This is a genomic window from Ralstonia sp. A12 (genome assembly GCF_000801955.1).
In the GTDB taxonomy this organism is placed as follows: domain Bacteria; phylum Pseudomonadota; class Gammaproteobacteria; order Burkholderiales; family Burkholderiaceae; genus Ralstonia.
In genome coordinates, this window is record NZ_JSZO01000028.1 from 97,862 (window position 1) to 119,076 (window position 21,215).

The following is a 21,215-nucleotide window of genomic DNA, read 5'->3' on the forward strand; positions in this document are numbered from 1 at the left end:
ATCAGGCGAAAAATCAGGGGTAAAAAATCAGGACCCGGTAGTTGGCCGTCGGGCGCTGGGACTGGAATCGTACCCGAATCGGCAGCTCGGCGCGGGCGGGCAGACCTGACGTGCCGTATGCACTGTCGGTCGGGTTCAGGTAGTCACTGGGCTGCAGCGCACGGCGCGAGAGCAGTTGGTCCTGCAGATCGGTGGTGACCAGTTCGATGGCCGGCAGGGCAACCGGATTGCCGGCGCGGTTGCGCAGCGTGGCGGTCAGCACGTATTGGTCGGATGCATCACCTTCCTGGCGCTGCAGTTGCGACGATTCGATCTGCAGCGCGTCGAGGTCGCGCGGTGGGGCAATCTTGCAATGCAGGGGTTGGCACAGCGCTTCCCATAGCGGGCGTGTGGACGGTGCGCGGCGAGCGATTTCCGAGCGGCCGAGGAAGAGCACCTGCGCCACCGCCAACACGACCAGAAACCCGATCGCAATGCGCGCCATCGCACGGCGCCCAGTCGACTTTCGCACCTGCTCGCGTGCCTGTGCGGCGCGCAAGAAATCGAGTGTGGCCGCCGAGACTCCGTGGTTCGGCCCACGCGCCTTGCGCGGACGCGGCGCGCCAGTCAGCGTGCGCTGTGGCGTCGGGCCGTCGTGTTCCTCGTGTGCGCGACGTAGGTGATGATTCCGGCGCGGCACCGGCGCGAACATCGTATGCGGATCGGTCTCATGACGCATCCAGACCGAGTCGTGCTTGTCCTGCCTTTCTGTGGTGGGTGCCAGTACTGGTGCGGGCACTTCCGGCTTCGTTACCGCAGGCGTGGGTACGGGTGTACCGACCGGCTCGACTGGCAAATCTGCCGACGGTTGCTTGGGCAGTGCCGCCGCGAACGCATCTTCGTCGTCCTCGAATTCCTGGATCGGCGGCAGGCCGTGGAACGGATCCACCGGTGGTGCGGGCGGTTCCGGCTCGGTGGGCGCAGCGGCGGGTGCGTCGGCGACAGGTTCAGCTGCCGGTGCAGGTTCGGCGGGGGACTCGGCTGGTGGCGGTGCTTCGTCCGCCAGCGGGCGCGTATCAGGAGCGGTTGGCTGCGCGTCAGGGATCGGCGTTGCGCCTTCGACTTCGCCCAGGTGCACTTCCGCGACACCTTCTTCGGCGACGTCCTCTTCCCAGATCAGCGTCATGCCGAAGCCGTGATCGTCTTCCGCCGCGGGCGCTGCAGGGGAGGCTTCGGCAGGTGCCTCGATTGGCGGGGTGGCGGGTTCGACCGCAGGCGTCAGGCCGGCGGCCGGTGCACGCGGATCAGCCTGGCGTGGTGCTTCGGCAGCCGGGGTTGCTGCCAACGGCGCGGGCGTCGTGCCCAGTTCGATCAGATGTGCGCGCCCGTCGAAGACGTGATTGCAGCGCCCACAACGGACGAGTCCGCCCCGTAGCCGAAGCTGATCGGCGACGACGCGGAATGCGGTTTGGCAATTGGGACAGCGGGCGGCGAGACGTGGCGCGGATGCCATGCAGAACAAGGAGAAAAAAGCCGACCGCGCGAGTATTGCAGACAGTGGCGCCAGCGTCGACCTTTGCAGGTGACGCTGGCATGCAATGCCGTGAAATTACGCGGGTTTTACGCCGTGCAGGCAGACCCAGCCGTCACGTGCACGCCACACCGTGAGCGGAATGGCCGACGCGTATGCGGCAGCCACTTCTTCCGCCTGGCGCTCGAGCACGCCCGACAGGATCAGCCGGCCGCCCGGGCGCACGCGTGCGCACAGCATGGCCGACATCAGCTTGAGCGGGTTCGACAGAATGTTGGCGACAACCAGATCGAACGTGCCTTCCGGTGCATCGTCGGGCAGGGCGAAGGTGGCTTCGACGTGATTGCGCTCAGCGTTGTAGCGCGAGGCTTCCACGGCGTTCGGGTCGATGTCGACGCCGACGGTTTCACCGGCACCGAGCTTCTTGGCGACGATGGCCAGGATGCCCGAGCCGCAGCCGTAGTCGAGCGTGCGCTCTTCCGGCTGCACGTGCTGCTCCAGCCATTCCATGCACAGGCGCGTGGTCGGGTGGCTGCCGGTGCCGAACGCGAGGCCGGGGTCCAGCTCCAGCACCACCGCGTCGGGTTCCGGCGCGTCGTGCCACGAGGGCACGACCCAGATGTGCTCGCCGATGTGGATGGGCTCGAACTGCGATTGCGTCACGCGCACCCAGTCCTGCTCTTCGACCTCGCGCACGGTGTACGCAGGGATGGGCGACAACTTGATCTCGTTGGCCGCAGCCGCCACCAGCAGTGCCGGATCGGCATCGTCGGCGAGCAGCGCGACCACGCGCGAGCGGTTCCACGCCAGGCGCGTCGGCTCGTGGCCGGGCTCGCCGAAGAGCGGTTGTTCTTCAGGCGTGTCGGCATCGGCGTCTTCCACCGAGACCGACAGGGCGCCCAGGTCGAACAGCGCCTCGGACAACGCCTCGGCGTCGTCACGGGACACTTCAAGCACGCATTCGCGGTACGTCACTTGCCGCCACCCTTGGCCACTTCCTGTTGCGCCAGACGGTGCTCCAGGTAGTGGATGTCGGTGCCGCCTTCAACGAAGTTGGCGTCGAGCATGAGGTCACGGTGCAGCGGCACGTTGGTCGAAATGCCTTCCACCACCATTTCCGACAGGGCGATGCGCATGCGGGCGATGGCCTGTTCGCGCGTGGCGCCGTAGGTGATGACCTTGCCGATCATCGAGTCGTAGTTGGGCGGCACGAAGTAGCCGTTGTAGGCGTGCGAATCCACGCGCACGCCCGGGCCACCCGGCACGTGCCACGACGTGATGCGGCCCGGCGACGGCGTGAACTTGAACGGATCTTCCGCGTTGATGCGGCACTCGATGGCGTGGCCCTTGAGCGTGATGTCCTTCTGGCGGAAGCGCAGCTTCTCGCCAGCCGCCACGCGGATCTGCTCCTGCACGATGTCGACACCGGTGATCATTTCCGTGACCGGGTGCTCGACCTGCACGCGCGTGTTCATCTCGATGAAGTAGAACTCGCCGTTTTCGTACAGGAACTCGAACGTTCCGGCGCCACGGTAGCCGATCTTCTTGCAGGCGTCGGCGCAGCGGTCACCGATGCGCTCGATCAGGCGGCGCGGGATGTGCGGTGCCGGCGCTTCCTCGATCACCTTCTGGTGACGGCGCTGCATCGAGCAATCGCGCTCGCCCAGCCAGATGGCGTTGCGGTGCTGGTCGGCCAGGACCTGGATCTCCACATGGCGCGGATGCTCCAGGAACTTCTCCATATAGACTTCCGGGTTGCCGAAGGCGCGGCCGGCTTCTTCGCGCGTCATGTTGACGGCATTGATCAGCGCGGCCTCGGTGTGCACCACGCGCATGCCGCGGCCACCGCCGCCGCCAGCGGCCTTGATGATCACCGGATAGCCGACCTTCTTGGCCGTTGCCAGGATTTCCTTCGGGTCATCCGACAGGGCGCCTTCCGAGCCCGGCACGCACGGCACGCCGGACTTGATCATGGCCTGCTTGGCCGACACCTTGTCGCCCATCAAGCGGATCGATTCGGGCGTCGGGCCGATGAAGGTGAAGCCGGATTGCTCCACGCGCTCGGCAAAGTCGGCGTTTTCCGACAGGAAGCCGTAGCCGGGGTGGATCGCCTGGGCGTCGGTCACTTCGGCGGCCGAAATGATGGCCGGCATGTTCAGGTACGACAGCGGCGACGGTGCCGGGCCGATACACACGGCTTCGTCGGCCAGCTTGACGTATTTGGCTTCCTTGTCCGCCTCGGAATAGACCACCACGGTCTTGATGCCGAGCTCGCGGCAGGCGCGCTGGATGCGAAGAGCGATCTCGCCGCGATTCGCGATCAGGATCTTGTCGAACATCGTGTTCTCGCTACAAAAAGGGGAGGCGAGGGCGCTGTGGCTGGGCAGCTTTCATGGCTGGCCCGGCGCGCCGGCTCGCGCTCGGAGGCGGTGGCTTGAAGCCCACCGCACGACGATGAGATGCAGATGCCGGAAGATCAGCCGATTACGAACAGCGGTTGGCCGTATTCCACAGCCTGGCCGTTGTCGATCAGGATTTCCTTGATGACGCCAGCCTTGTCCGCTTCGATTTCGTTCAGCAGCTTCATCGCTTCGATGATGCAGATGGTCTGGCCTTCCTTGACCGTGTCGCCAACCTTGACGAACTCGGCGGCGCCCGGCGACGGCGAGCGATAGAACGTACCGACCATCGGCGAGGTCACGATGTGGCCGGCCGGCAGGGCCGGGGCAGCGGCTTCAGCGCTGACCGCAGCCGGAGCGGCGGCGGGCACGCCAACGGCGGGCGCAGCCTGCATCGGCATCGGCGCGTATTGCATCGGGGCCACCACTTGCGGCGCCGACTTGACGATGCGGACCTTGCCTTCGCCTTCGGTCACTTCGAGTTCCGAAATGCCCGATTCGGCCACCAGGTCGATCAGCGTTTTCAGCTTGCGCAAATCCATGAGCGTTCTCCTGCAGCGTCGGCGGTCTGGGGCATGGGATGCGCGCGCGAATGGCTCTTCGGCCGCGCATCGGTCAATGGCGCTCCAGGCGCTGGCGTCGTTGCGTTGGTTAAGTGATTGAGATGAAGGGAGGAAAGCGGCTGGGGTCAGCCGCCGTGTTGATCGCTGCGTTGGTCAATGCAGTAGTCCAGCGCAGCGAGATAGCCGCGCCAGCCCAGTCCACAGATCACGCCCACCGCCTGGTCCGCCAGATACGAATGGTGGCGGAACGGCTCGCGGCGATGCACGTTGGACAGGTGGACTTCAATGTACGGAATCACCACGCCGGCCAGCGCATCGCGCAGGGCCACGCTGGTGTGCGTATAGGCCGCCGGGTTGATGATGATGAATTCGACGCCTTCGCTCTTGGCGGCGTGGATACGGTCAACCAGTGCGCCTTCGTGGTTCGACTGGAAGCACGCCAGCGTGACGCCGCGTGCCTGAGCGCGTTCAGTCAGGGCAGCGTTGATGTCAGCCAGCGTGGTGGCGCCATAGACTTCCGGTTCGCGCGTCCCCAATAGATTGAGGTTCGGGCCGTGCAGTACGAGCACGTTGCGAAGCGCTTTGGCGATCGGTTTGTCAGCCACGATTTGACTGGTTGAGCGAAGTTGGGCGCAATTTACAGCAACTTAGAATGCTTTGTCTAGTTTTTGCTGAAAAGAGTTCGGGAAGCTGGTGTTTTCACCGATCTTGCCAGCTGCGCTGCCAACTTTACGCACAAAGAAGGGTATTTGCGCGCACATGACCGTCATATGACGATTTTGCATATTCACGTGCGCTGCAGCGCCTGACGCAGTTCGTCAGCATGCACACGGCCCATCTTCCGGAATGTGATCTCGCCTTGTGCGTTAAGAATCACAGTAAACGGCAGGCCGCCCATCTCGTTGCCAAACTGCCGGCCCAACTCCGTGCCACCAAAACCGGCCACCGCAATTGGATAAGTGACGGGTACCTTACTCAGGAAGGTCTGGATATTCGCCGCCGTATCGATACCGATGCCGACGAACTTCGCGCGGGCCTTCTGCTCCTGAGCAAGTGCGGACAGCTCCGGCATCTCCTCCACGCATGGCCCGCACCACGGTGCCCAGAAATTGATCACCACCTGCTGGCCGCGGAACGCCGACAGATCGATCGGCGTGCCATTGGCGTCTGGCAGCTTGCTGCCATAGAACGTGGCGACGACATCGTTGGCCGGCGCCTTGGGTTCGGTGGTCCTGTGTCCGGTGTAGATGCCCAGGGCTGCGGCAATCGCGCCAGCAATCAACAAGGCAATCAGGGTGGTACGGCGAGACATGGTTCGGGCGGTCTCTCTATATAGACAGAGGCGAAGCGTGCCGGATTGTACTCCTCTTGGCGGACTACCCCTTCGAGAGGAGGGCCCGCACGGCTGCGGCATCTCCGCGCGCGGCTTTGCCGCTGGAGTCGGGGCGTCGGGCGCCGCGCACATCATTCATGTCATACAGGGCGATATGCACGCCGACCGGCGTACCGGTTTCGGTGCGCAGCTCCTGGGCCAGTTCGCGGGCCTCGCGGCTGGCCGGCCATTGACCGCGCCACAGGAAGCTGAGCGTTTCCACCTCGTCGCGGCCGGCGAAGTGAGCACTCTCTGTTGTGTCGAAGTCCACGCCTGCGTTGAGCAGGAAGATCGCCACGTCTTTCGGGCTGTCGCAGAAGACTTGCAGGTGGATGTCGGAGTGCTCGCTGGCGGTGCCGTTGAAGACCGCGCCGGCTAGGTACGGGTTGTGCACCTGCAGCCCTTCCATCAACACCAGGGCGATGCGACGCATCAGTGCCAGCACGCGTGGCTGGGAATCCGCCTGGAACAGCGCTTGGTATTCACGGACTTCGGTTTCGACCTGCTCGTTGTCGGGCAGCCATTCGCCCGCTGCGCGGGATTCCGTGCCGAGCACCTGGCGCGCGGCCTTGCGCTTGGCCGTGGCGTAATCAGCACCATCCTCCGCAATCATGCGGGCGGCGACGGCGGCAATTTCTTCCCGAACGCGGGTCGGGTCGAGGATGGGGCGTTTGGATGACATGATTCCTATTTTACTGAAGCGCGCGCGTCTGCCCGTGGACATGCCCGGTACAATGCCGCGCAACGTAGTTGAGATGGCTCCCATGCATATCCACATCCTTGGAATCTGCGGCACCTTCATGGGCGGCATCGCCCTGATCGCCCGCCAGGCCGGTCACCGTGTCACCGGCTGCGACGCCAACGTCTATCCGCCGATGAGCACCCAGCTCGAAGCCCAGGGCATCGAGTTGATCGAGGGGTTCGACCCCGAGCAACTGTCGATCGGCGCCGATCTGTACGTGATTGGCAATGTGATCTCGCGCGGCAACCCGTTGATGGAAGCCATCCTGGATCGCAACCTGCCGTACGTGTCGGGCCCGCAATGGTTGGGCGACAACGTGCTGCGGCAGAAGTGGGTGCTCGCTGTGGCCGGCACGCACGGCAAGACGACCACCACCTCGATGCTCGCATGGATTCTGCAGGACGCTGGCTACAACCCGGGCTTCCTGGTGGGCGGCGTGCCACGCAACTTCGGATTGTCGGCCCGGCTGACGGAATCCGACTTCTTCGTCATCGAGGCCGACGAGTACGACACGGCCTTTTTCGACAAGCGCAGCAAGTTTGTTCACTATCGCCCCCGTACAGCCATTCTGAACAATCTGGAGTTCGATCACGCAGACATCTTCCCTGATCTTGCAGCGATCGAAGCGCAATTCCACCATCTCGTACGCACCGTGCCCGGTCAAGGGCGTTTGCTCGTCAACGGCCGCGAAGACAGCATGAAACGCGTACTTGCACGTGGATGCTGGTCTGAAGTCGAGCATTTCGGTGCAGAAGATGGCGACGGCTGGAAAATCGCCAACCTGGGCGACGACGACAGCTTCGACGTGCTCTTCAACGACCAGGCGCAGGGCCGGGTGCACTGGGCGCTGCAGGGCGACCACAACCGCATGAACGCGCTGGCCGCCATCGCCGCCGCGCGCCATGTAGGTGTACCGCCTGCTCAAGCCATTGAAAGCCTGGCCCGTTTCGAAAATGTGAAACGCCGCATGGAAGTGCGCGGCACCGTTGACGGTGTGACCGTCTACGACGATTTCGCCCATCACCCGACTGCCATCCGCACAACCATCGATGGCTTGCGCCGCCGCGTCGGCAATGCGCGCATCTTGGCGGTGCTGGAGCCGCGCTCGAACACCATGAAGCTGGGTGTGATGAAGCAGGCGCTTCCGGATAGCCTGACCGGCGCAGACCAGGTATTCGCTTACGGCGCTGCCAGCGGCAAAGACGCTATCGGTTGGGACTTGGCTGGCGCGCTGGCGCCGCTGGGCGATCGCGCCACGGCGTTCTCAGATCTGACGGCCCTGGTTGAGGCTGTGACCGCCGCCGCACGCCCAGGCGACCATGTGCTGGTGATGAGCAACGGTGGCTTTGGCGGTGTACACCAGAAGTTGCTGGATGCCCTGGCTGAACGCGTCGGCGCGGCCAACTGATCCGCATATGACGGCTTCCATCGTCTATCTGCACGGATTCCGCTCGTCGCCGCGTTCGTTCAAGGCGCAGTTGCTGGGCAAGCGGATGGCTTCGGTCGGGCTGGCGGACCACTATGTCAGCCCGACGTTGCCTGTCTCGCCGCGCGAGGCGATGGCCGAAGTTGAGGCGTTGATCGCTGACTTGAGTACGCGCGATGGCGCAAAGCCCGTGCTGATCGGCTCGTCGTTGGGTGGCTACTACGCCACCTGGCTGGCCGAGCGCCACGGCTTGCGCGCCGCGATGCTAAATCCGGCCACGCGTCCGGAGCGCGATCTCGCCAAGTACGTTGGCGAGCAGCCGCTCTGGCACGGCGGCGGCACCATCCGTGTCGAGCCGCATCACCTGGACGAGTTGCGCGCGCTGGCTGTGCCCAACGTCACCCAGCCCGAGCGGTATTACCTCCTGGCGTCGACAGGCGACGAGGTGCTCGACTACCGCGAAATGCTCGCCCATTTCTCAGGCGCCACCACCCGCGTGATTGATGGCAGCGACCACGGCATCAGCGATTTCGCGCAGTACATGGACGAAGTGCTCGTCTTCTGCGGCGTTCCTGCTGACTTATTGGCTGCGCATCCGTTCGACGGCGACGCGCTCGCATGACCGAATCCCCGTCGTACCCGCGCAGCCTCTGGCGTAGCGCGTTGCCGCCGGCCGTGGTGTACGACCGCCATTGGGCGCTCTGGGCGGTTGGCGCTAACTCACTCACCGCGCGTCTGCGAGCCGCATCCTCCACCTTTCGGGTCCAATTGCTTGGCCAGACGCGGGCGATGCCTTTGCGCGACGAGTGGCGCTGCCTTGGCATGGCAGGCCCTGCTGAGACGTTGGCGCGAGAAGTCTTGCTGATCTGCGACGACATCCCCGTCGTCTACGCGCACACCGTCGTGCATCCGCGCAGCGTGGCGCTGGACTGGCCCTTCCTGAAGGCGCTGGGCACGCAGCCGCTCGGGCATTCGCTGTTTGCCGATCCGCGCGTGGCACGGGGCGATTTTGAATTCGCGCTGCTCGATGCGCACCATCCGCTGGTGCGCCGAGCACATGGCGCGCTGGGTGATGCACCGATCACTGGTACGGAGCGCCTGCCAGCGCGACGCTCCGTGTTCCGCCGTGGGGCGAGCGCGATGCTGGTGACGGAGGTGTTCTTGCCGGCACTGGCGGGGTTTAAGCCGCCAAGGTAAGCGTATTCGGCGGTTCGGACGCTGTCTCAGTGCGGTATCATCGCCCCCAACTTTTTGTGACCGTGCACCGGGTTGCTGACATCCGGGTTCGCGGCCAATCCACCTCATTCAAAGCGGTGTTCCCACCGCAATCCAGACATATCCATGCAGTTGCTGTTTGAAGAAGGCGGCGAGATCCGCGCAGGCACCGTTTTGTCCCAACAGGGCGAGGCCTACCAGGTCGAGTTGCCGAGCGCCAAGCGCACCAAGGTCAAGTCGCGCGACGTGTTGTTGCAGTTTGCCCAGCCATCGGCGGGCGAACTGACGAAGGCCGCGCACGCACTGTCGACGGACATCGATCTGGATTTCCTCTGGGAATGCGCGCCGGCGGATGAGTTTGGTTTTACCGACCTGGCGGGCGAGTACTTTGGCGCGGGCGCGGATGCTACGCAGCAGGCCGCGCTGGCAATTGCGCTGCATGGCTCGCCCATCTACTTCCGACGCAAGGGCCGTGGCCGCTATCAGCGCGCGCCCGAAGATCAGCTCAAGGCTGCGCTGGCCGCCGTGGAGCGCAAGAAGCAGCAGGCCGCCCTGCAAGCCGAATACGAGGCCGAACTGAAGGCGATGCGCCTGCCCGAATCGTTCCGCGGCAAGACGCTGCAACTGCTGTTCAAGCCGGATAAGAACAGCCTCGAATTCAAGGCGCTCGACGCGGCGTGCACGGCGCTGGGTCTCTCGCCGATGCGGCTGATGGTGGCGGTGGGCGGCATTGCCAACGCGCGTGCACTGCACGAGGCGCGCTTCCTGTCGGAGTGCTTCCCGAAGGGCACCGGCTTCCCGGATGTGACCGTGCCGGAGCCGGCCCTCGAATTGCCGGCTGCCGATGTGCGCGCCTTCTCGATCGACGACGTGACCACCACGGAAATCGACGACGCCATCTCCGTCACCCTCATCGACGATGCCACGGTGCGCATCGGTATCCACATTGCGGCGCCGGGCTTTGGTATTCAGCGCGGCGATGCGCTGGATGCGGTTGCACGTCAGCGCTTGTCGACCGTGTACTTCCCGGGCGACAAGATCACGATGCTGCCGGAGTCGGTGGTGGATCGCTACACGCTGCAGGAAGGACGCGCGTGCCCGGCGCTGTCGCTGTACGCGACGGTTGACCGCGCCACGTGGGCGGTCACCGCGAGCGAGACGCGCTGCGAATCCGTGACCGTGGCGGCCAACCTGCGCCACAACCTGCTCGACGACGTGATCACTGCCGAAGCGCTGGCCGATGGTTCAGGTGACTACCCGTTCAAGGCCGAGCTGGCCGTGCTGTGGCCGTTCGCTTGCGCGTTGTACGACGGCCGCCAGCAGGCGCGTATCGCCAGCGGCTTGAAGCCCGAGGGCGCGCAGAAGGGTGACTACTCGTTCTATATCGACCCGATTTCCGAGGCTGAAGGCGGCGGTGAGCGCGTGCGCATTGAACAGCGCAAGCGCGGTTCGCCGCTGGACAAGATCGTCGCTGAGATGATGATCTTGGCCAACAGCACCTGGGGCCGCATGCTGGCCGACGCCGGTGTGCCGGGTATCTATCGCACGCAGAAGGCGTGGGGCATGCACCGCACGCGCATGCAGACGTATCCGGCGCCGCACGAAGGCCTGGGCGTGGCGCAGTACGCGTGGAGTACTTCGCCGCTGCGTCGCTATGTCGATCTGGTCAACCAATGGCAGATCGCGGCGGTGGCACAGCATGGCGTGACGGCCAAGCTGATCGCGCCGTTCAAGCCGAAAGATGCCGATCTGCTGGCCGCCGTGGCGGACTTTGAAGGCACCTACGCCGCCTATGCCGACCACCAGTCGACCATGGAGCGCTACTGGTGCCTGCGCTGGCTCAAGCAGGAGCAGCGCACGCGCATGCAGGCCGTGGTGCTGAAGGAAGGTGCGGTGCGTTTTGCCGACATTCCGCTGGTGACCAAGGTGCCGGAGCTGGCGCAAACGGCACGTGGCACGCACGTGGTGCTCGATATTCTGGACACCGACGAGATCAGCCTGGAAGTGTCGTGCCGCGTGGTGGAAGTCCTCGCCCCGGCTGCTGACGCAGAGGCTGAAGCCGCGGCCATCGAAGAAGAATTGGCCGAAGCGGAAGCCGCGGCCGAGGTGGATGCGCCGGCTGAACCACAACCGGCCGCTGATGAGGAAGAGGCGCGGGCGGAGGGCGATGCCGCTGTGGCGCCGCCGCCGCAGGGCAGCGAGAGCGGTGGAACGCCTGCTGCTGCCTAACTACAATCGCAGTCTGACTTTCTTTTCGCGCGCACTTTCTCTGCACCCAGGAATCGACCCTCATGGCCGCCCTCGCAAACCGTCCGGACTGGTCCGGCAGCAGCACGCTCACCAAGGCACTGGTGGTGTCGCTTGCCGTGCACGTCCTGCTGCTGTTCGTGCGCGTGGTGGCGCCCGAGGCGTTCGACATCAAGCGCGACGATCCGGGGCTGGATGTGGTGCTGGTCAACGCCAAGTCGTCCACCGCGCCGGCCAAGGCAACGGCCGTGGCGCAGGTCAACCTGAATGGCGGTGGTGAGTTTGACCAGCAGCGTGCGACCACGCCGCTGCCTGCCGACACCAACGAGCAGACCGGCGACGCCATCAAGCTCACGCAACGCCGTGTCGAATTCCTGGAGCAGGAGCAGCGCCGTCTGCTGACGCAGTCAAAAGACCGCGCACCGATGGTGAGTGATCGCCAGGTCAAGCCCGGCGAGCGTCCCGTGCCGTCGCCCACCAATGGCACGGATGACCGCACCACGCAGGACGAAATCGCGCGCCTGCAGGCCGAGATCGACCGCAATCTCGAGAACTACGCCAAACGCCCGCGCCGCAACGTGCTGACCGCTGCCAGCGCGCGCCAGGTCGATTACGCCCGCTACTACGATGCCGTGCGCCGCAAGATCGAAGTGCGTGGCACCGCCAACTTCCCCAGTCAGAACGGCCGCCCGCTGTATGGTGAACTGATCCTCGTGATCAGCATCAACCGCGAAGGCCTGCTCGGCTATAACCAGGACGGCTACAAGATCGAAGGCATCGAGATCGCCAAGAGCTCGGGCAACCCGGCGCTGGATCGCCAGGCTGTGGCCATCGTGCGGTCGTCCTCGCCGTTTGGCGGCTTCCCGGCGGAGATGCGCAAGCGCGTCGACATCCAGGATGTGGTCGCCACTTTCAAGTTCACCCGCGCGGGCCTGGAAACTCACCTGCAGACCCGCTGAGGCTGTCGTTTATGTCGTCGTCGTTTCAAGAGGCCATCCTCGCTGCCGCGAGTGCGCCGCCCACAGATCGCTATGGCGTGATCGGCAATCCGATTTCGCACAGCAAGTCGCCCACCATTCACGCCGCGTTTGCGCAGCAGACCGGCGAGCTCGTCCGCTACGACCGCATCTATGCCGAGTTGATCGCGTTTGAGGAAACCGTGTTCACGTTCGTCCGCGAAGGCGGGAAAGGGCTCAACGTGACGGTGCCGTTCAAGCTCGATGCGTATTCGATGTGCACGTCGTTGTCGCTGCGGGCCGAGTCGGCCGGTGCGGTCAACACGCTCAAGTTCGATGGCGACGAGATTTTTGGCGACAACACCGACGGCGTCGGCCTGATGCGCGACATCACGCACAACATCGGCAACGACCTCGAAGGCGAGCGCGTGCTGCTGCTGGGCGCGGGCGGTGCAGCGCGCGGCGTGCTGCTGCCGCTGCTGGAGCACAAGCCGGCACGCGTGTTCATCGCCAACCGCACGGCCGATCGCGCCAACATGCTGGTCGATCGCTTTGAAATCTCGGCCAAGCTGCACGACGCGGAGCTGGTGGGCGGTGGCTACGACGAACTCGCCGTCGACGATGTGTTCGACGTCATCATCAACGCCACGGCCAGCAGCCTGCAGGGAGGCGTGCCGCCGATTCCGAGCACCGTGTTCGGCCCGAACGCGCTGGCCTACGACATGATGTACGCCGCGCAGCCGACGCTGTTCATGCAGTTTGCCAAGCGCTACGGCGCCCGCACCTGGGATGGCCTGGGCATGCTGGTCGAGCAGGCGGCGGAATCGTTCTTCGTCTGGCGTGGCGTGCGCCCGGACACCGCGCCCGTGTTGCTCGGCATGCGCGAAGCCCTGCAGGGCGAGGCCGTCGTGGCGGCCCGTGCGCGCAAGTAAAGACCGGTCAGGGCACCTACGATGATGCGCTGGCTCGGCTACGTAATCGGCTGCTTTGTGGCAGGCGTGGTCGCGCTCAATCTGTACTTCTTTGCCGCCATTGCGAGCTGGCAGACGTTCAATCCGTCCTCCACCGCCTTCATGCGCGCCGAGCGCATGCGCCTGTGCGGCGTCAACATCTTCACCTGCAAGGTCGACCACCGCTGGGTCGACTATGACCAGATCTCGCGCAACCTCAAACGCGCGGTCATCGCCAGCGAAGATGCTGACTTCGTTTCACATAGCGGCTGGGAAGTCGATGCCATGCTGGACGCGTGGGAGAAGAACAAGCGGCGCGGCCACGTGGTGGCAGGCGGTTCGACCATCACGCAGCAGTTGGCCAAGAACCTGTTCCTCTCGGGCGAGCGTCACTACCTGCGCAAGGGCGAGGAGCTTGCCATCACATGGATGCTCGAGTTCTGGCTCGACAAGGAGCGCATCCTGGAGATTTACTTGAACTCGGTGGAGTGGGGCGAGGGTGTGTTCGGCGCAGAGGCGGCCGCACAGCATTACTTCAAGCGCCCGGCATCGCAATTGACGGTGGGGCAGGCGGCGCGCCTGGCAGCGGCGCTGCCCGCGCCCAAGTGCTTCGATAAGAAGAGCTACTGTGCCAACGTGCACGTGAACTTCACGCGCAAGGCCACCGTCATCGCCAACCGGATGGGCTCCGCCACGCTGCCGGATTGATCCGGCGAGGCGGCTGGCTTACTTGAGCCAGCCCTTGCGACGGAAGTACACCAGCGGAATCGCCGCCGACACGATCATCATCACGATCGCATACGGATACCCCTCGGCCCAGTCCAACTCCGGCATCACCTTGAAGTTCATGCCGTAGATCGAGGCGATCAGCGTGGGCGGCATCAGCGCCACCGACACCACCGAGAACAGCTTGATGATCTTGTTCTGGTTGATGTTGATGAAGCCAACCGTGGCGTCCATCAGGAAGTTGACCTTGTCCGACAGGAACGCCGTGTGGTTCTCGATCGAGTCGATGTCGCGCAACACCTGGCGCGCTTCGTCCTGCTGATCGGTCGAGAGCAACTGGCTGCGCAGCAGGAATGACACCGCGCGGCGCGTATCCATCACGTTGCGGCGGATGCGGCCATTCAGATCTTCCACGCGGGCGATGATTTCCAGCACATCGGCGGCGGCGGCATCGGTCACTTCATCGGCCAGCACACGTTTGCTGGCGTCTTCCAGGCGTTCGTAGACTTCTTCGATGGAGTCCGCCGAATACTCGGCGTCAGTGGCGTACAAATCCATCAACACATCCTTCGCATTGCGCACGGAGCCCGGGCGCAGCCGCGCGCGCATGCGCACGAGGCGGAAAGCGGGGAGATCTTCGTCGTGAATGGAGAACAGCACATCCTTGGTCAGCACGAAAGCCACGCGCACGTTGCGCGAGGTGGCGTCTTCGTCGAGCAGGAAGTCGGTGCGGATGTGGATATGGCCGTCTTCGCCTTCAAAGTAGCGGGCGGAGGCTTCCAGGTCCCCCAATTGCTCCAGTTCGGGCAGGACCACGCCATAGGCTTCCTTGATCCAGGCCAGCTCTTCGTCGTCCGGGTCGATCACGTCGATCCAGATCGGCTTGTGCTGCAGCAATTCGCTACGTTCTTCGACCTGTTCTTGCGCGAGACGGCCTTTTTGCACGACGAACAGGTTGATCATGGAGGTTCCTTGAAGCAGGTATTAAGCGGGCGAGGCGAAAAATCGCGCCGAGTGTAGCGTAAAGAGGCGGCAGGTTCAGCCACAAACAGTGGCTTGGCGCGCACGCGTCGGATCAATGCCACGCCCGGAAGATCAGGCCATCGGATCGGCCGGCGGGTAAAATGCGACTAACTCATGCGGCAGTCCGGCCGCGTCCTCACATTCCCGACATCATGCGATTCACCGAACAACTGGCTGCCGCCTGGCAGCGCAACAACTCCCTGCTATGTGTCGGGCTCGATCCCGATCCCGCACGCCTGCCGGCGTCGCTCACCGGTACGGGCGGGGCGATCTTCTCGTTCTGCCGCGCCATCGTCGACGCCACGGCTGACTTGGTCTGCGCATTCAAGCCACAGATTGCCTACTTCGCCTCGCAGCGCGCCGAAGACCAGCTCGAGCAGCTCATCAACTACATCCACGAGGCGTACCCGGGGGTTCCGGTCATCCTCGATGCCAAGCGCGGTGACATCGGCTCCACCGCCGAGCACTACGCCAAGGAAGCGTTCGAGCGCTATCACGCGGATGCCATCACCGTCAGCCCGTACATGGGTTTCGACTCGATGCAGCCGTACCTCGCGCACGCCGACAAGGGCGTGATCGTGCTGTGCCGTACTTCCAACGCTGGCGGCAGCGATGTGCAGTTCCTGGAAACCGGCGGCCGCCCCGTCTACCAGGTCGTGGCCGAGCGCGCGCGTGACGTGTGGAACACCAGCGGCCAGATGGGCCTGGTGGTGGGCGCGACCTTCCCGCAAGAGATTGCCAAGGTGCGCGAGATCGTCGGCGACATGCCGCTGCTGATTCCGGGCGTTGGCGCCCAGGGCGGCGACATTGAAGCCACCGTGCGTGCCGGCCGTACTGCCGATGGCACCGGCATGATGATCAACTCGTCGCGTGCCATTCTCTACGCCAGCAGCGACAGCGATTTCGCCGATGCGGCCCGCAAGGTTGCCGAGGCAACGCGCGATCAGATCAACCAGTACCGCAACTGACCCCTCGCGTCACGACACGGTGGCGGTCCGGTTGCCCGGATTCGGTGAGGACACCATGACCACGCATTCCCAGTACCCCGTCACCGGCCTGCGCCGCGAGGAAGAGGGCAAGGATCCGGACCGCAGATTCGAGAAGGAACGTGACGATGGGCATGAGCATGATGGCGACCGCAATCGTCGCCCTCGCGAACATGACCATGAGCACCAGCCGGAGCATGAGCACGAAGAGCGCCGCCGGCCGGATCACCCGAGCGAGGCCCGGATCTAGGGGCTTTCGGGACTAGGACTCCGCCGATTCCAGAAAGTCGAGCAGGCCACGCAGCGCGTGCTCGGCGGCCTGCAGGCGGACCTGCTTGCGGTCGCCCTTGAAGTGGCGCGTTTCCACGCGCGTTTGCAGCCGGTTGCTCCAGCCGAAGCACACCATGCCGACGGGCTTATCGGGTGTGCCGCCGGTCGGGCCTGCCACCCCGGTAATCGCCACGGCCACCTGCGCGCGGCTGTTGAGCACCGCGCCTTCGGCCATCGCATGCGCCACCGGCTCGCTCACCGCACCGTGCTCGCGGATCAACGCGGCCGGTACCCCCAGCATCTGCGATTTCGCCTCGTTGGAATACGTGACGAAGCCGCGCTCGAACCATGCGGACGAGCCCGATACATCGGTCATCGCGGCGGACACCAGCCCGCCCGTGCACGATTCGGCAGTCGCCATCATCAGGCTGCGCTTGTGCAGCGTGTCGCCGACCAGTTCGGCCAGTTGGGCCAGGGCGCGGGATTCAGCCATTGCAATACCTTCGGGGCTTCAAGACTTCAAACGTCAGAACGAGCGCCACAGCGCAAACACGAGCAGCGTGTAGAACGCGGCCAGAATGTCATCGACCATCACGCCGTAACCGCCGCGCACGCCGAAGCCTTTGAGTGTGCGGTCGTAGTAGCGGATGGGCGCGGGCTTGACCATATCGAAGAAGCGGAACAGCACGAAGGCCCCGAACTGGCCGCCCAGTGTGGTCGGCGTCACGAACGCCAGCACCAGCCAAAAGGCGACCATCTCGTCCCACACCATGGCGCCGTGGTCGGCCACGCCCAGGTCGCGCGCCGTGCGCATGCATGCCCAGATGCCGATCACGAAGCCCACGGCCGCAATCAGCAGCCACGTTGGGCCGGAAATCCAGCGCGCCAGGGCAACATAGATCAGCCACGCATACAGCGTCCCCATCGTGCCCGGCAGGATGGGCGACAGGCCTGAGCCGAAGCCCAGCGCCAGGATGCGCGCCGGATGGCCGAGCATGAAGCGAGCGGTCGGGCGGCGGACCTGCGCGGTCTGGCCGGCTTCGAGTGTCACGGTCTCAGGCTGGCCGGGTGGGTTGGAGGGCGGAAAGGGTGCAGAAGACATCATGATGCGGACGAAAAATGATCGAAGCTGCCATGCGTAAAGGTGACAGGCGCACCGTGCGCATCGACGAGGCGTAGGCCGGATTCGGCATCGATGCGACCGATGCGTGTGACGGCCACGCCGGCGCGCTGACCGGCTGCGAGCACGGCGTCGCGCGCTTCGGCTGGGGCGGTAAAGCAAAGCTCGTAGTCATCGCCGCCGGCCAGCGTGCAGTGCAACTGACGTGCGGCCGGCTGTGCGGCGAGCGTCGCGGAACGCGGTACGCGATCGACCTCAATGGTGGCGCCGACGTGCGATTGCGTGAGGATATGGCCCAGATCACCAAGCAACCCGTCGGACACGTCGAGCGCCGCACGCGCAATGCCGCGTAGCGCCAACCCCAGTGCAACGCGCGGTGTCGGCATGTCCATGCGCGGCTGCACCTGGGCGAGGGCCTCCGGTGCCAGCGCCCATTCGGCGCGCAGCGCACCCAGGGCGAGTCGCGCATCGCCGACAGTGCCCGACACCCACAGGTCGTCGCCGGCGCGGGCAGCGTCGCGGCGTAACGCCGCAGCGGCCGGTACGTCGCCAAAAACGGTCAAACTGAGGGTGAGTGGCCCGCGTGTCGTGTCCCCGCCGATCAGCTCGCAGTGAAAAGCATCGGCCAGCGCCAGCAGGCCTTCGGAAAACGGTTTGAGCCAGGCCGCATTGGCTTCCGGTAAGGCCACGGCTAGCGTAAAGGCACGCGGTTCGGCGCCCATGGCAGCCAGATCCGACAGGTTGACAGCCAGCGCTTTGTGCCCAAGTGCTCTGGGCTCCGCATCGGCAAAGAAATGGCGACCGGCGACCAGCATGTCGGTGGAAATCGCCAATTCATGGCCAGGACGGGCACCAAGCAGGGCGCAGTCATCGCCGACCCCCAGAATCGCTTGTCGGGCCGGTCGTGTGAAATAACGGCGGATCAGTCCGAATTCGGACAGTTCAGCGGCGTGATCGGCGGAGTTGGCGGAGGCGGCGGGCTTGGACACGACAGCGGCAATGTAAGAAAGAGGGCAAGCCCGATAGTGCCGTAGCAGGACGGTGGAATATTGTAGCGGTTGCGCATAGCACTCCCACCCAAAATCCCGTTGTGAGATCGCTTTTCACTATATAAAATGACGGGCCCAAGGAGGCGGACCGTAATACCGTGACCCTCATGTGGTTTCCCGGTGGCCCGCTAGATGCGACGGCCGGCGCGCGCGCTGGCCACCCATGATGAGAGACACCCCATGACCACGGTGGATACCCAGCCTCAGCAGCCCGCCCGCACGGATGAAGAACTCAAGGCGCAGCAACGCGCCGCCTTGCGCAAGGCCGCGCTGGAGTATCACGAGTTTCCGACCCCGGGCAAGATTTCCGTCACGCCGACCAAGCCGCTGTCGAACCAGCGCGACCTGGCCCTGGCCTATTCCCCCGGCGTGGCCGCAGCCTGCGAAGAAATCGTTGAAGACGTCGCGAACTCGTTCCGCTACACCGCCCGCGGCAACCTCGTCGGCGTGGTGACCAACGGTACGGCCGTGCTTGGCCTGGGCGACATCGGCCCGGAAGCCTCGAAGCCGGTGATGGAAGGCAAGGCTGGCCTGTTCAAGAAATTCGCTGGTATCGATGTGTTTGACATCGAGATCAACGAAAAAGACCCGCAAAAGCTGGTCGATATCATTGCCTCGCTGGAGCCGACCTTCGGCGGCATCAACCTGGAAGACATCAAGGCACCGGAGTGCTTCTTCGTCGAGCGCGAACTGCGCAAGCGCATGAAGATCCCCGTCTTCCACGATGACCAGCACGGCACCGCCATCGTGGTGGGCGCAGGCATCACCAACGCGCTCAAGGTGGTCGGCAAGGACATCAAGAAGGTCAAGCTGGTGGCGTCGGGCGCGGGCGCAGCAGCGCTGGCCTGTCTGGACCTGCTGGTCGACCTGGGCCTGCCGCGCGAAAACATCTGGGTGACGGACTTGGCCGGCGTGGTCTATGAAGGCCGCACCGAACTGATGGACCCGGACAAGGCGCACTTTGCACAGAAGACCGATCTGCGTACGTTGGCTGAAGTCATCGACGGCGCCGACATTTTCCTGGGTCTGTCCGCCGCCGGCGTGCTCAAGCAGGACATGGTCAAGAAGATGGCCGACAAGCCGATCATCTTCGCGCTGGCCAACCCGAACCCGGAAATCCTGCCGGAGCTGGCCAAGGAAGTGCGTCCGGACGTCATCATGGGCACCGGCCGCACCGACTACCCGAACCAGGTCAACAACGTCCTGTGCTTCCCGTTCATCTTCCGCGGCGCGCTGGATGTGGGCGCGACCACCATCACACGTGAGATGGAAGTCGCCGCCGTGCACGCCGTGGCTGAGCTGGCCCGTCAGGAACAGAGCGACATCGTCGCCTCCGCCTACGGCATCCAGGACCTCTCGTTCGGCCCCGAATACCTGATCCCGAAGCCCTTCGATCCGCGCCTGATCGTCAAGATCGCGCCGGCCGTGGCGCAGGCCGCCATGGATTCCGGCGTGGCCAAGCGCCCGATCGAAGACATGGACGCCTACCGTCAGCACCTGCAGCAGTTCGTCTACCACTCGGGCACGCTGATGAAGCCGATCTTCTCGGCCGCCCGCAAAGTACCGATGGACAACAAGCGCATCGTCTTTGCCGAGGGCGAAGAAGAGCGCGTGCTGCGCGCCGTGCAGATCGTTGTGGATGAAAAGCTCGCCAGCCCGATCCTGGTCGGCCGCCCGGGCGTGATCGCCCACCGCATCGAGCGTTTCGGCCTGCGCCTGCGCGAAGGTGTGGACTTCACCGTGGTCAACCCCGAGCACGACGAACGCTTCCGCGACTACTGGGAGACGTACTACAAGCTGATGGCGCGCAAGGGTGTCACGCCGCAGTACGCCAAGCTGGAACTGCGCCGCCGCTCCACGCTGATCGGCGCTGTGATGATCCACAAGGGCGAAGCCGACGGCATGATCTGCGGCACGGTCAGCAACACCGCCGCGCACCTGCGCTACATCGATCAGGTCATCGGCGGCACCAACTGCGTGTACGCCGCCATGAACGGCCTCGTGCTGCCGGGTCGCCAGATCTTCCTGACGGATACGCACGTCAACATTGACCCGACCGCTGAGCAACTGGCTGAGATCACCATCATGGCCGCCGAAGAGCTGTGCCGCTTTGGTATCAAGCCGAAGGTCGCGCTGATGTCGCACTCGAACTTCGGCTCGTCGGAAGCGCCTTCCGCCGTCAAGATGCGCGAAACGCTTGCCATCCTGCGCGAACGTGCCCCGAACCTGGAAGTTGACGGCGAAATGCACGGCGATGCGGCGCTCGATGAAAAGCTGCGCGATTCGCTGGTGCCGGATTCGGCGCTCAAGGGCGAGGCCAACCTGCTGGTCATGCCCAACATTGATGCTGCCAACATTGCCTACAACCTGCTGAAGACGGCTGCGGGTAACAACATTGCCATCGGTCCGATCCTGCTGGGTGCCCAGAAGCCGGTGCACATCCTGACGCCGTCGGCCACGGTGCGACGCATCCTCAACATGACGGCGCTGACCGTTGTGGACGCCGCCGCACAAGCACAGCGTTAATTCCGCACTGCACGAAAAGGGAGCGCACGATACTGCGCTCCCTTTTTTTGTTCGCTAAGTTTGCGTGCGCTCACATTTGTGCAATGCTAATTGTGGATTCAAAAAACCCTTCAAACATTGACCGTCGGTTGATTG

At 64.4% G+C, this 21,215-nt stretch carries 21 protein-coding genes; 10 read left to right on the forward strand and 11 right to left on the reverse strand.

The genetic code is table 11. From position 1 onward, the window contains the following. Positions 1-13: 13 nt before the first annotated feature. From PI87_RS22455 to PI87_RS22485, 7 genes are all read right to left on the reverse strand, one after another. The gene (locus PI87_RS22455; protein ID WP_039599935.1) at positions 14-1,492 is read right to left on the reverse strand and encodes a DUF3426 domain-containing protein; all 1,479 of its coding nucleotides are present in this window, start codon (positions 1,490-1,492) and stop codon (positions 14-16) included. A 96-nt stretch (positions 1,493-1,588) separates the two neighbouring features. After that, a complete protein-coding gene (gene prmA / locus PI87_RS22460) occupies positions 1,589-2,485 on the reverse strand; it encodes a 50S ribosomal protein L11 methyltransferase (RefSeq protein WP_039599936.1) in 897 nt (298 codons plus the stop codon). Next, positions 2,482-3,849 carry an acetyl-CoA carboxylase biotin carboxylase subunit gene (gene accC, locus PI87_RS22465; RefSeq protein ID WP_039599937.1) on the reverse strand — a complete coding sequence of 456 codons (1,368 nt, stop codon included), beginning with the start codon at positions 3,847-3,849 and terminating at the stop codon, positions 2,482-2,484. Before accC ends, prmA begins: the two co-directional genes overlap by 4 nt. A 137-nt stretch (positions 3,850-3,986) precedes the next feature. After that, positions 3,987-4,451, reverse strand: coding sequence for an acetyl-CoA carboxylase biotin carboxyl carrier protein (accB, locus tag PI87_RS22470; protein WP_039599938.1), 465 nt, complete (start codon positions 4,449-4,451; stop codon positions 3,987-3,989). A gap of 146 nt (positions 4,452-4,597) precedes the next feature. Then, a complete protein-coding gene (gene aroQ, locus PI87_RS22475) occupies positions 4,598-5,077 on the reverse strand; it encodes a type II 3-dehydroquinate dehydratase (protein ID WP_039599939.1) in 480 nt (159 codons plus the stop codon). Positions 5,078-5,259: 182 nt separating this feature from the next. Next, on the reverse strand, positions 5,260-5,784 hold the full coding sequence (locus PI87_RS22480) for a TlpA family protein disulfide reductase (protein WP_039599940.1): 525 nt from the start codon (positions 5,782-5,784) through the stop codon (positions 5,260-5,262). Between the two features lie 64 nt (positions 5,785-5,848). Continuing rightward, entirely contained in the window at positions 5,849-6,526 is a 678-nt protein-coding gene (locus PI87_RS22485; protein WP_039599941.1) for a hypothetical protein, read from the reverse strand. 82 nt (positions 6,527-6,608) lie between these two features. On the opposite strand from PI87_RS22485, the gene mpl reads away from it, so the two are divergent. The 7 genes from mpl (at position 6,609) to mtgA (ending at position 14,088) form a co-directional block, all read left to right on the forward strand. Beyond that, positions 6,609-7,994: a UDP-N-acetylmuramate:L-alanyl-gamma-D-glutamyl-meso-diaminopimelate ligase gene (mpl, locus tag PI87_RS22490; protein WP_039599942.1), complete on the forward strand. Its 1,386-nt coding sequence runs from the start codon at positions 6,609-6,611 to the stop codon at positions 7,992-7,994. 7 nt (positions 7,995-8,001) lie between these two features. Beyond that, positions 8,002-8,634 carry a YqiA/YcfP family alpha/beta fold hydrolase gene (locus tag PI87_RS22495; protein ID WP_039599943.1) on the forward strand — a complete coding sequence of 211 codons (633 nt, stop codon included), beginning with the start codon at positions 8,002-8,004 and terminating at the stop codon, positions 8,632-8,634. Continuing rightward, on the forward strand, positions 8,631-9,209 hold the full coding sequence (locus tag PI87_RS22500) for a chorismate--pyruvate lyase family protein (RefSeq protein WP_039599944.1): 579 nt from the start codon (positions 8,631-8,633) through the stop codon (positions 9,207-9,209). The genes PI87_RS22495 and PI87_RS22500 overlap by 4 nt, the downstream gene beginning before the upstream one ends. A 144-nt stretch (positions 9,210-9,353) precedes the next feature. Beyond that, the gene (locus PI87_RS22505; protein WP_039599945.1) at positions 9,354-11,456 is read left to right on the forward strand and encodes a ribonuclease catalytic domain-containing protein; all 2,103 of its coding nucleotides are present in this window, start codon (positions 9,354-9,356) and stop codon (positions 11,454-11,456) included. Between the two features lie 62 nt (positions 11,457-11,518). Then, positions 11,519-12,433: an energy transducer TonB family protein gene (locus PI87_RS22510; protein WP_039599946.1), complete on the forward strand. Its 915-nt coding sequence runs from the start codon at positions 11,519-11,521 to the stop codon at positions 12,431-12,433. Positions 12,434-12,444: 11 nt separating this feature from the next. After that, positions 12,445-13,362, forward strand: coding sequence for a shikimate dehydrogenase (aroE, locus tag PI87_RS22515; protein WP_039599947.1), 918 nt, complete (start codon positions 12,445-12,447; stop codon positions 13,360-13,362). 21 nt (positions 13,363-13,383) lie between these two features. After that, a complete protein-coding gene (gene mtgA, locus PI87_RS22520; RefSeq protein WP_039599948.1) occupies positions 13,384-14,088 on the forward strand; it encodes a monofunctional biosynthetic peptidoglycan transglycosylase in 705 nt (234 codons plus the stop codon). Positions 14,089-14,106: 18 nt separating this feature from the next. Here the strand turns inward: mtgA and corA are convergent, their stop codons facing one another. Next, complete coding sequence (corA, locus tag PI87_RS22525) at positions 14,107-15,069, reverse strand: magnesium/cobalt transporter CorA (protein WP_039599949.1); 963 nt, start codon at positions 15,067-15,069, stop codon at positions 14,107-14,109. Positions 15,070-15,281: 212 nt separating this feature from the next. Between corA and pyrF the strand changes: the two genes are divergently transcribed. Continuing rightward, positions 15,282-16,097, forward strand: a complete 816-nt coding sequence (gene pyrF, locus PI87_RS22530; protein ID WP_039599950.1) for an orotidine-5'-phosphate decarboxylase — start codon at positions 15,282-15,284, stop codon at positions 16,095-16,097. A gap of 55 nt (positions 16,098-16,152) precedes the next feature. Continuing rightward, positions 16,153-16,365, forward strand: coding sequence for a metal transporter (locus PI87_RS28765; protein ID WP_084210065.1), 213 nt, complete (start codon positions 16,153-16,155; stop codon positions 16,363-16,365). Positions 16,366-16,377: 12 nt separating this feature from the next. Here the strand turns inward: PI87_RS28765 and PI87_RS22540 are convergent, their stop codons facing one another. Genes PI87_RS22540 through thiL form a run of 3 tightly spaced genes read right to left on the reverse strand, consistent with a single transcriptional unit; the run spans position 16,378 to position 18,494 of the window. Continuing rightward, positions 16,378-16,878: a CinA family protein gene (locus PI87_RS22540; RefSeq protein ID WP_039599952.1), complete on the reverse strand. Its 501-nt coding sequence runs from the start codon at positions 16,876-16,878 to the stop codon at positions 16,378-16,380. A 33-nt stretch (positions 16,879-16,911) separates the two neighbouring features. Beyond that, a complete protein-coding gene (locus PI87_RS22545; protein ID WP_039599953.1) occupies positions 16,912-17,490 on the reverse strand; it encodes a phosphatidylglycerophosphatase A family protein in 579 nt (192 codons plus the stop codon). Continuing rightward, a complete protein-coding gene (gene thiL, locus PI87_RS22550; protein ID WP_039599954.1) occupies positions 17,487-18,494 on the reverse strand; it encodes a thiamine-phosphate kinase in 1,008 nt (335 codons plus the stop codon). The genes PI87_RS22545 and thiL overlap by 4 nt, the downstream gene beginning before the upstream one ends. Positions 18,495-18,734: 240 nt before the next feature. On the opposite strand from thiL, the gene PI87_RS22555 reads away from it, so the two are divergent. Next, complete coding sequence (locus PI87_RS22555) at positions 18,735-21,080, forward strand: NADP-dependent malic enzyme (RefSeq protein WP_039599955.1); 2,346 nt, start codon at positions 18,735-18,737, stop codon at positions 21,078-21,080. The last annotated feature ends 135 nt before the right edge of the window (positions 21,081-21,215 follow it).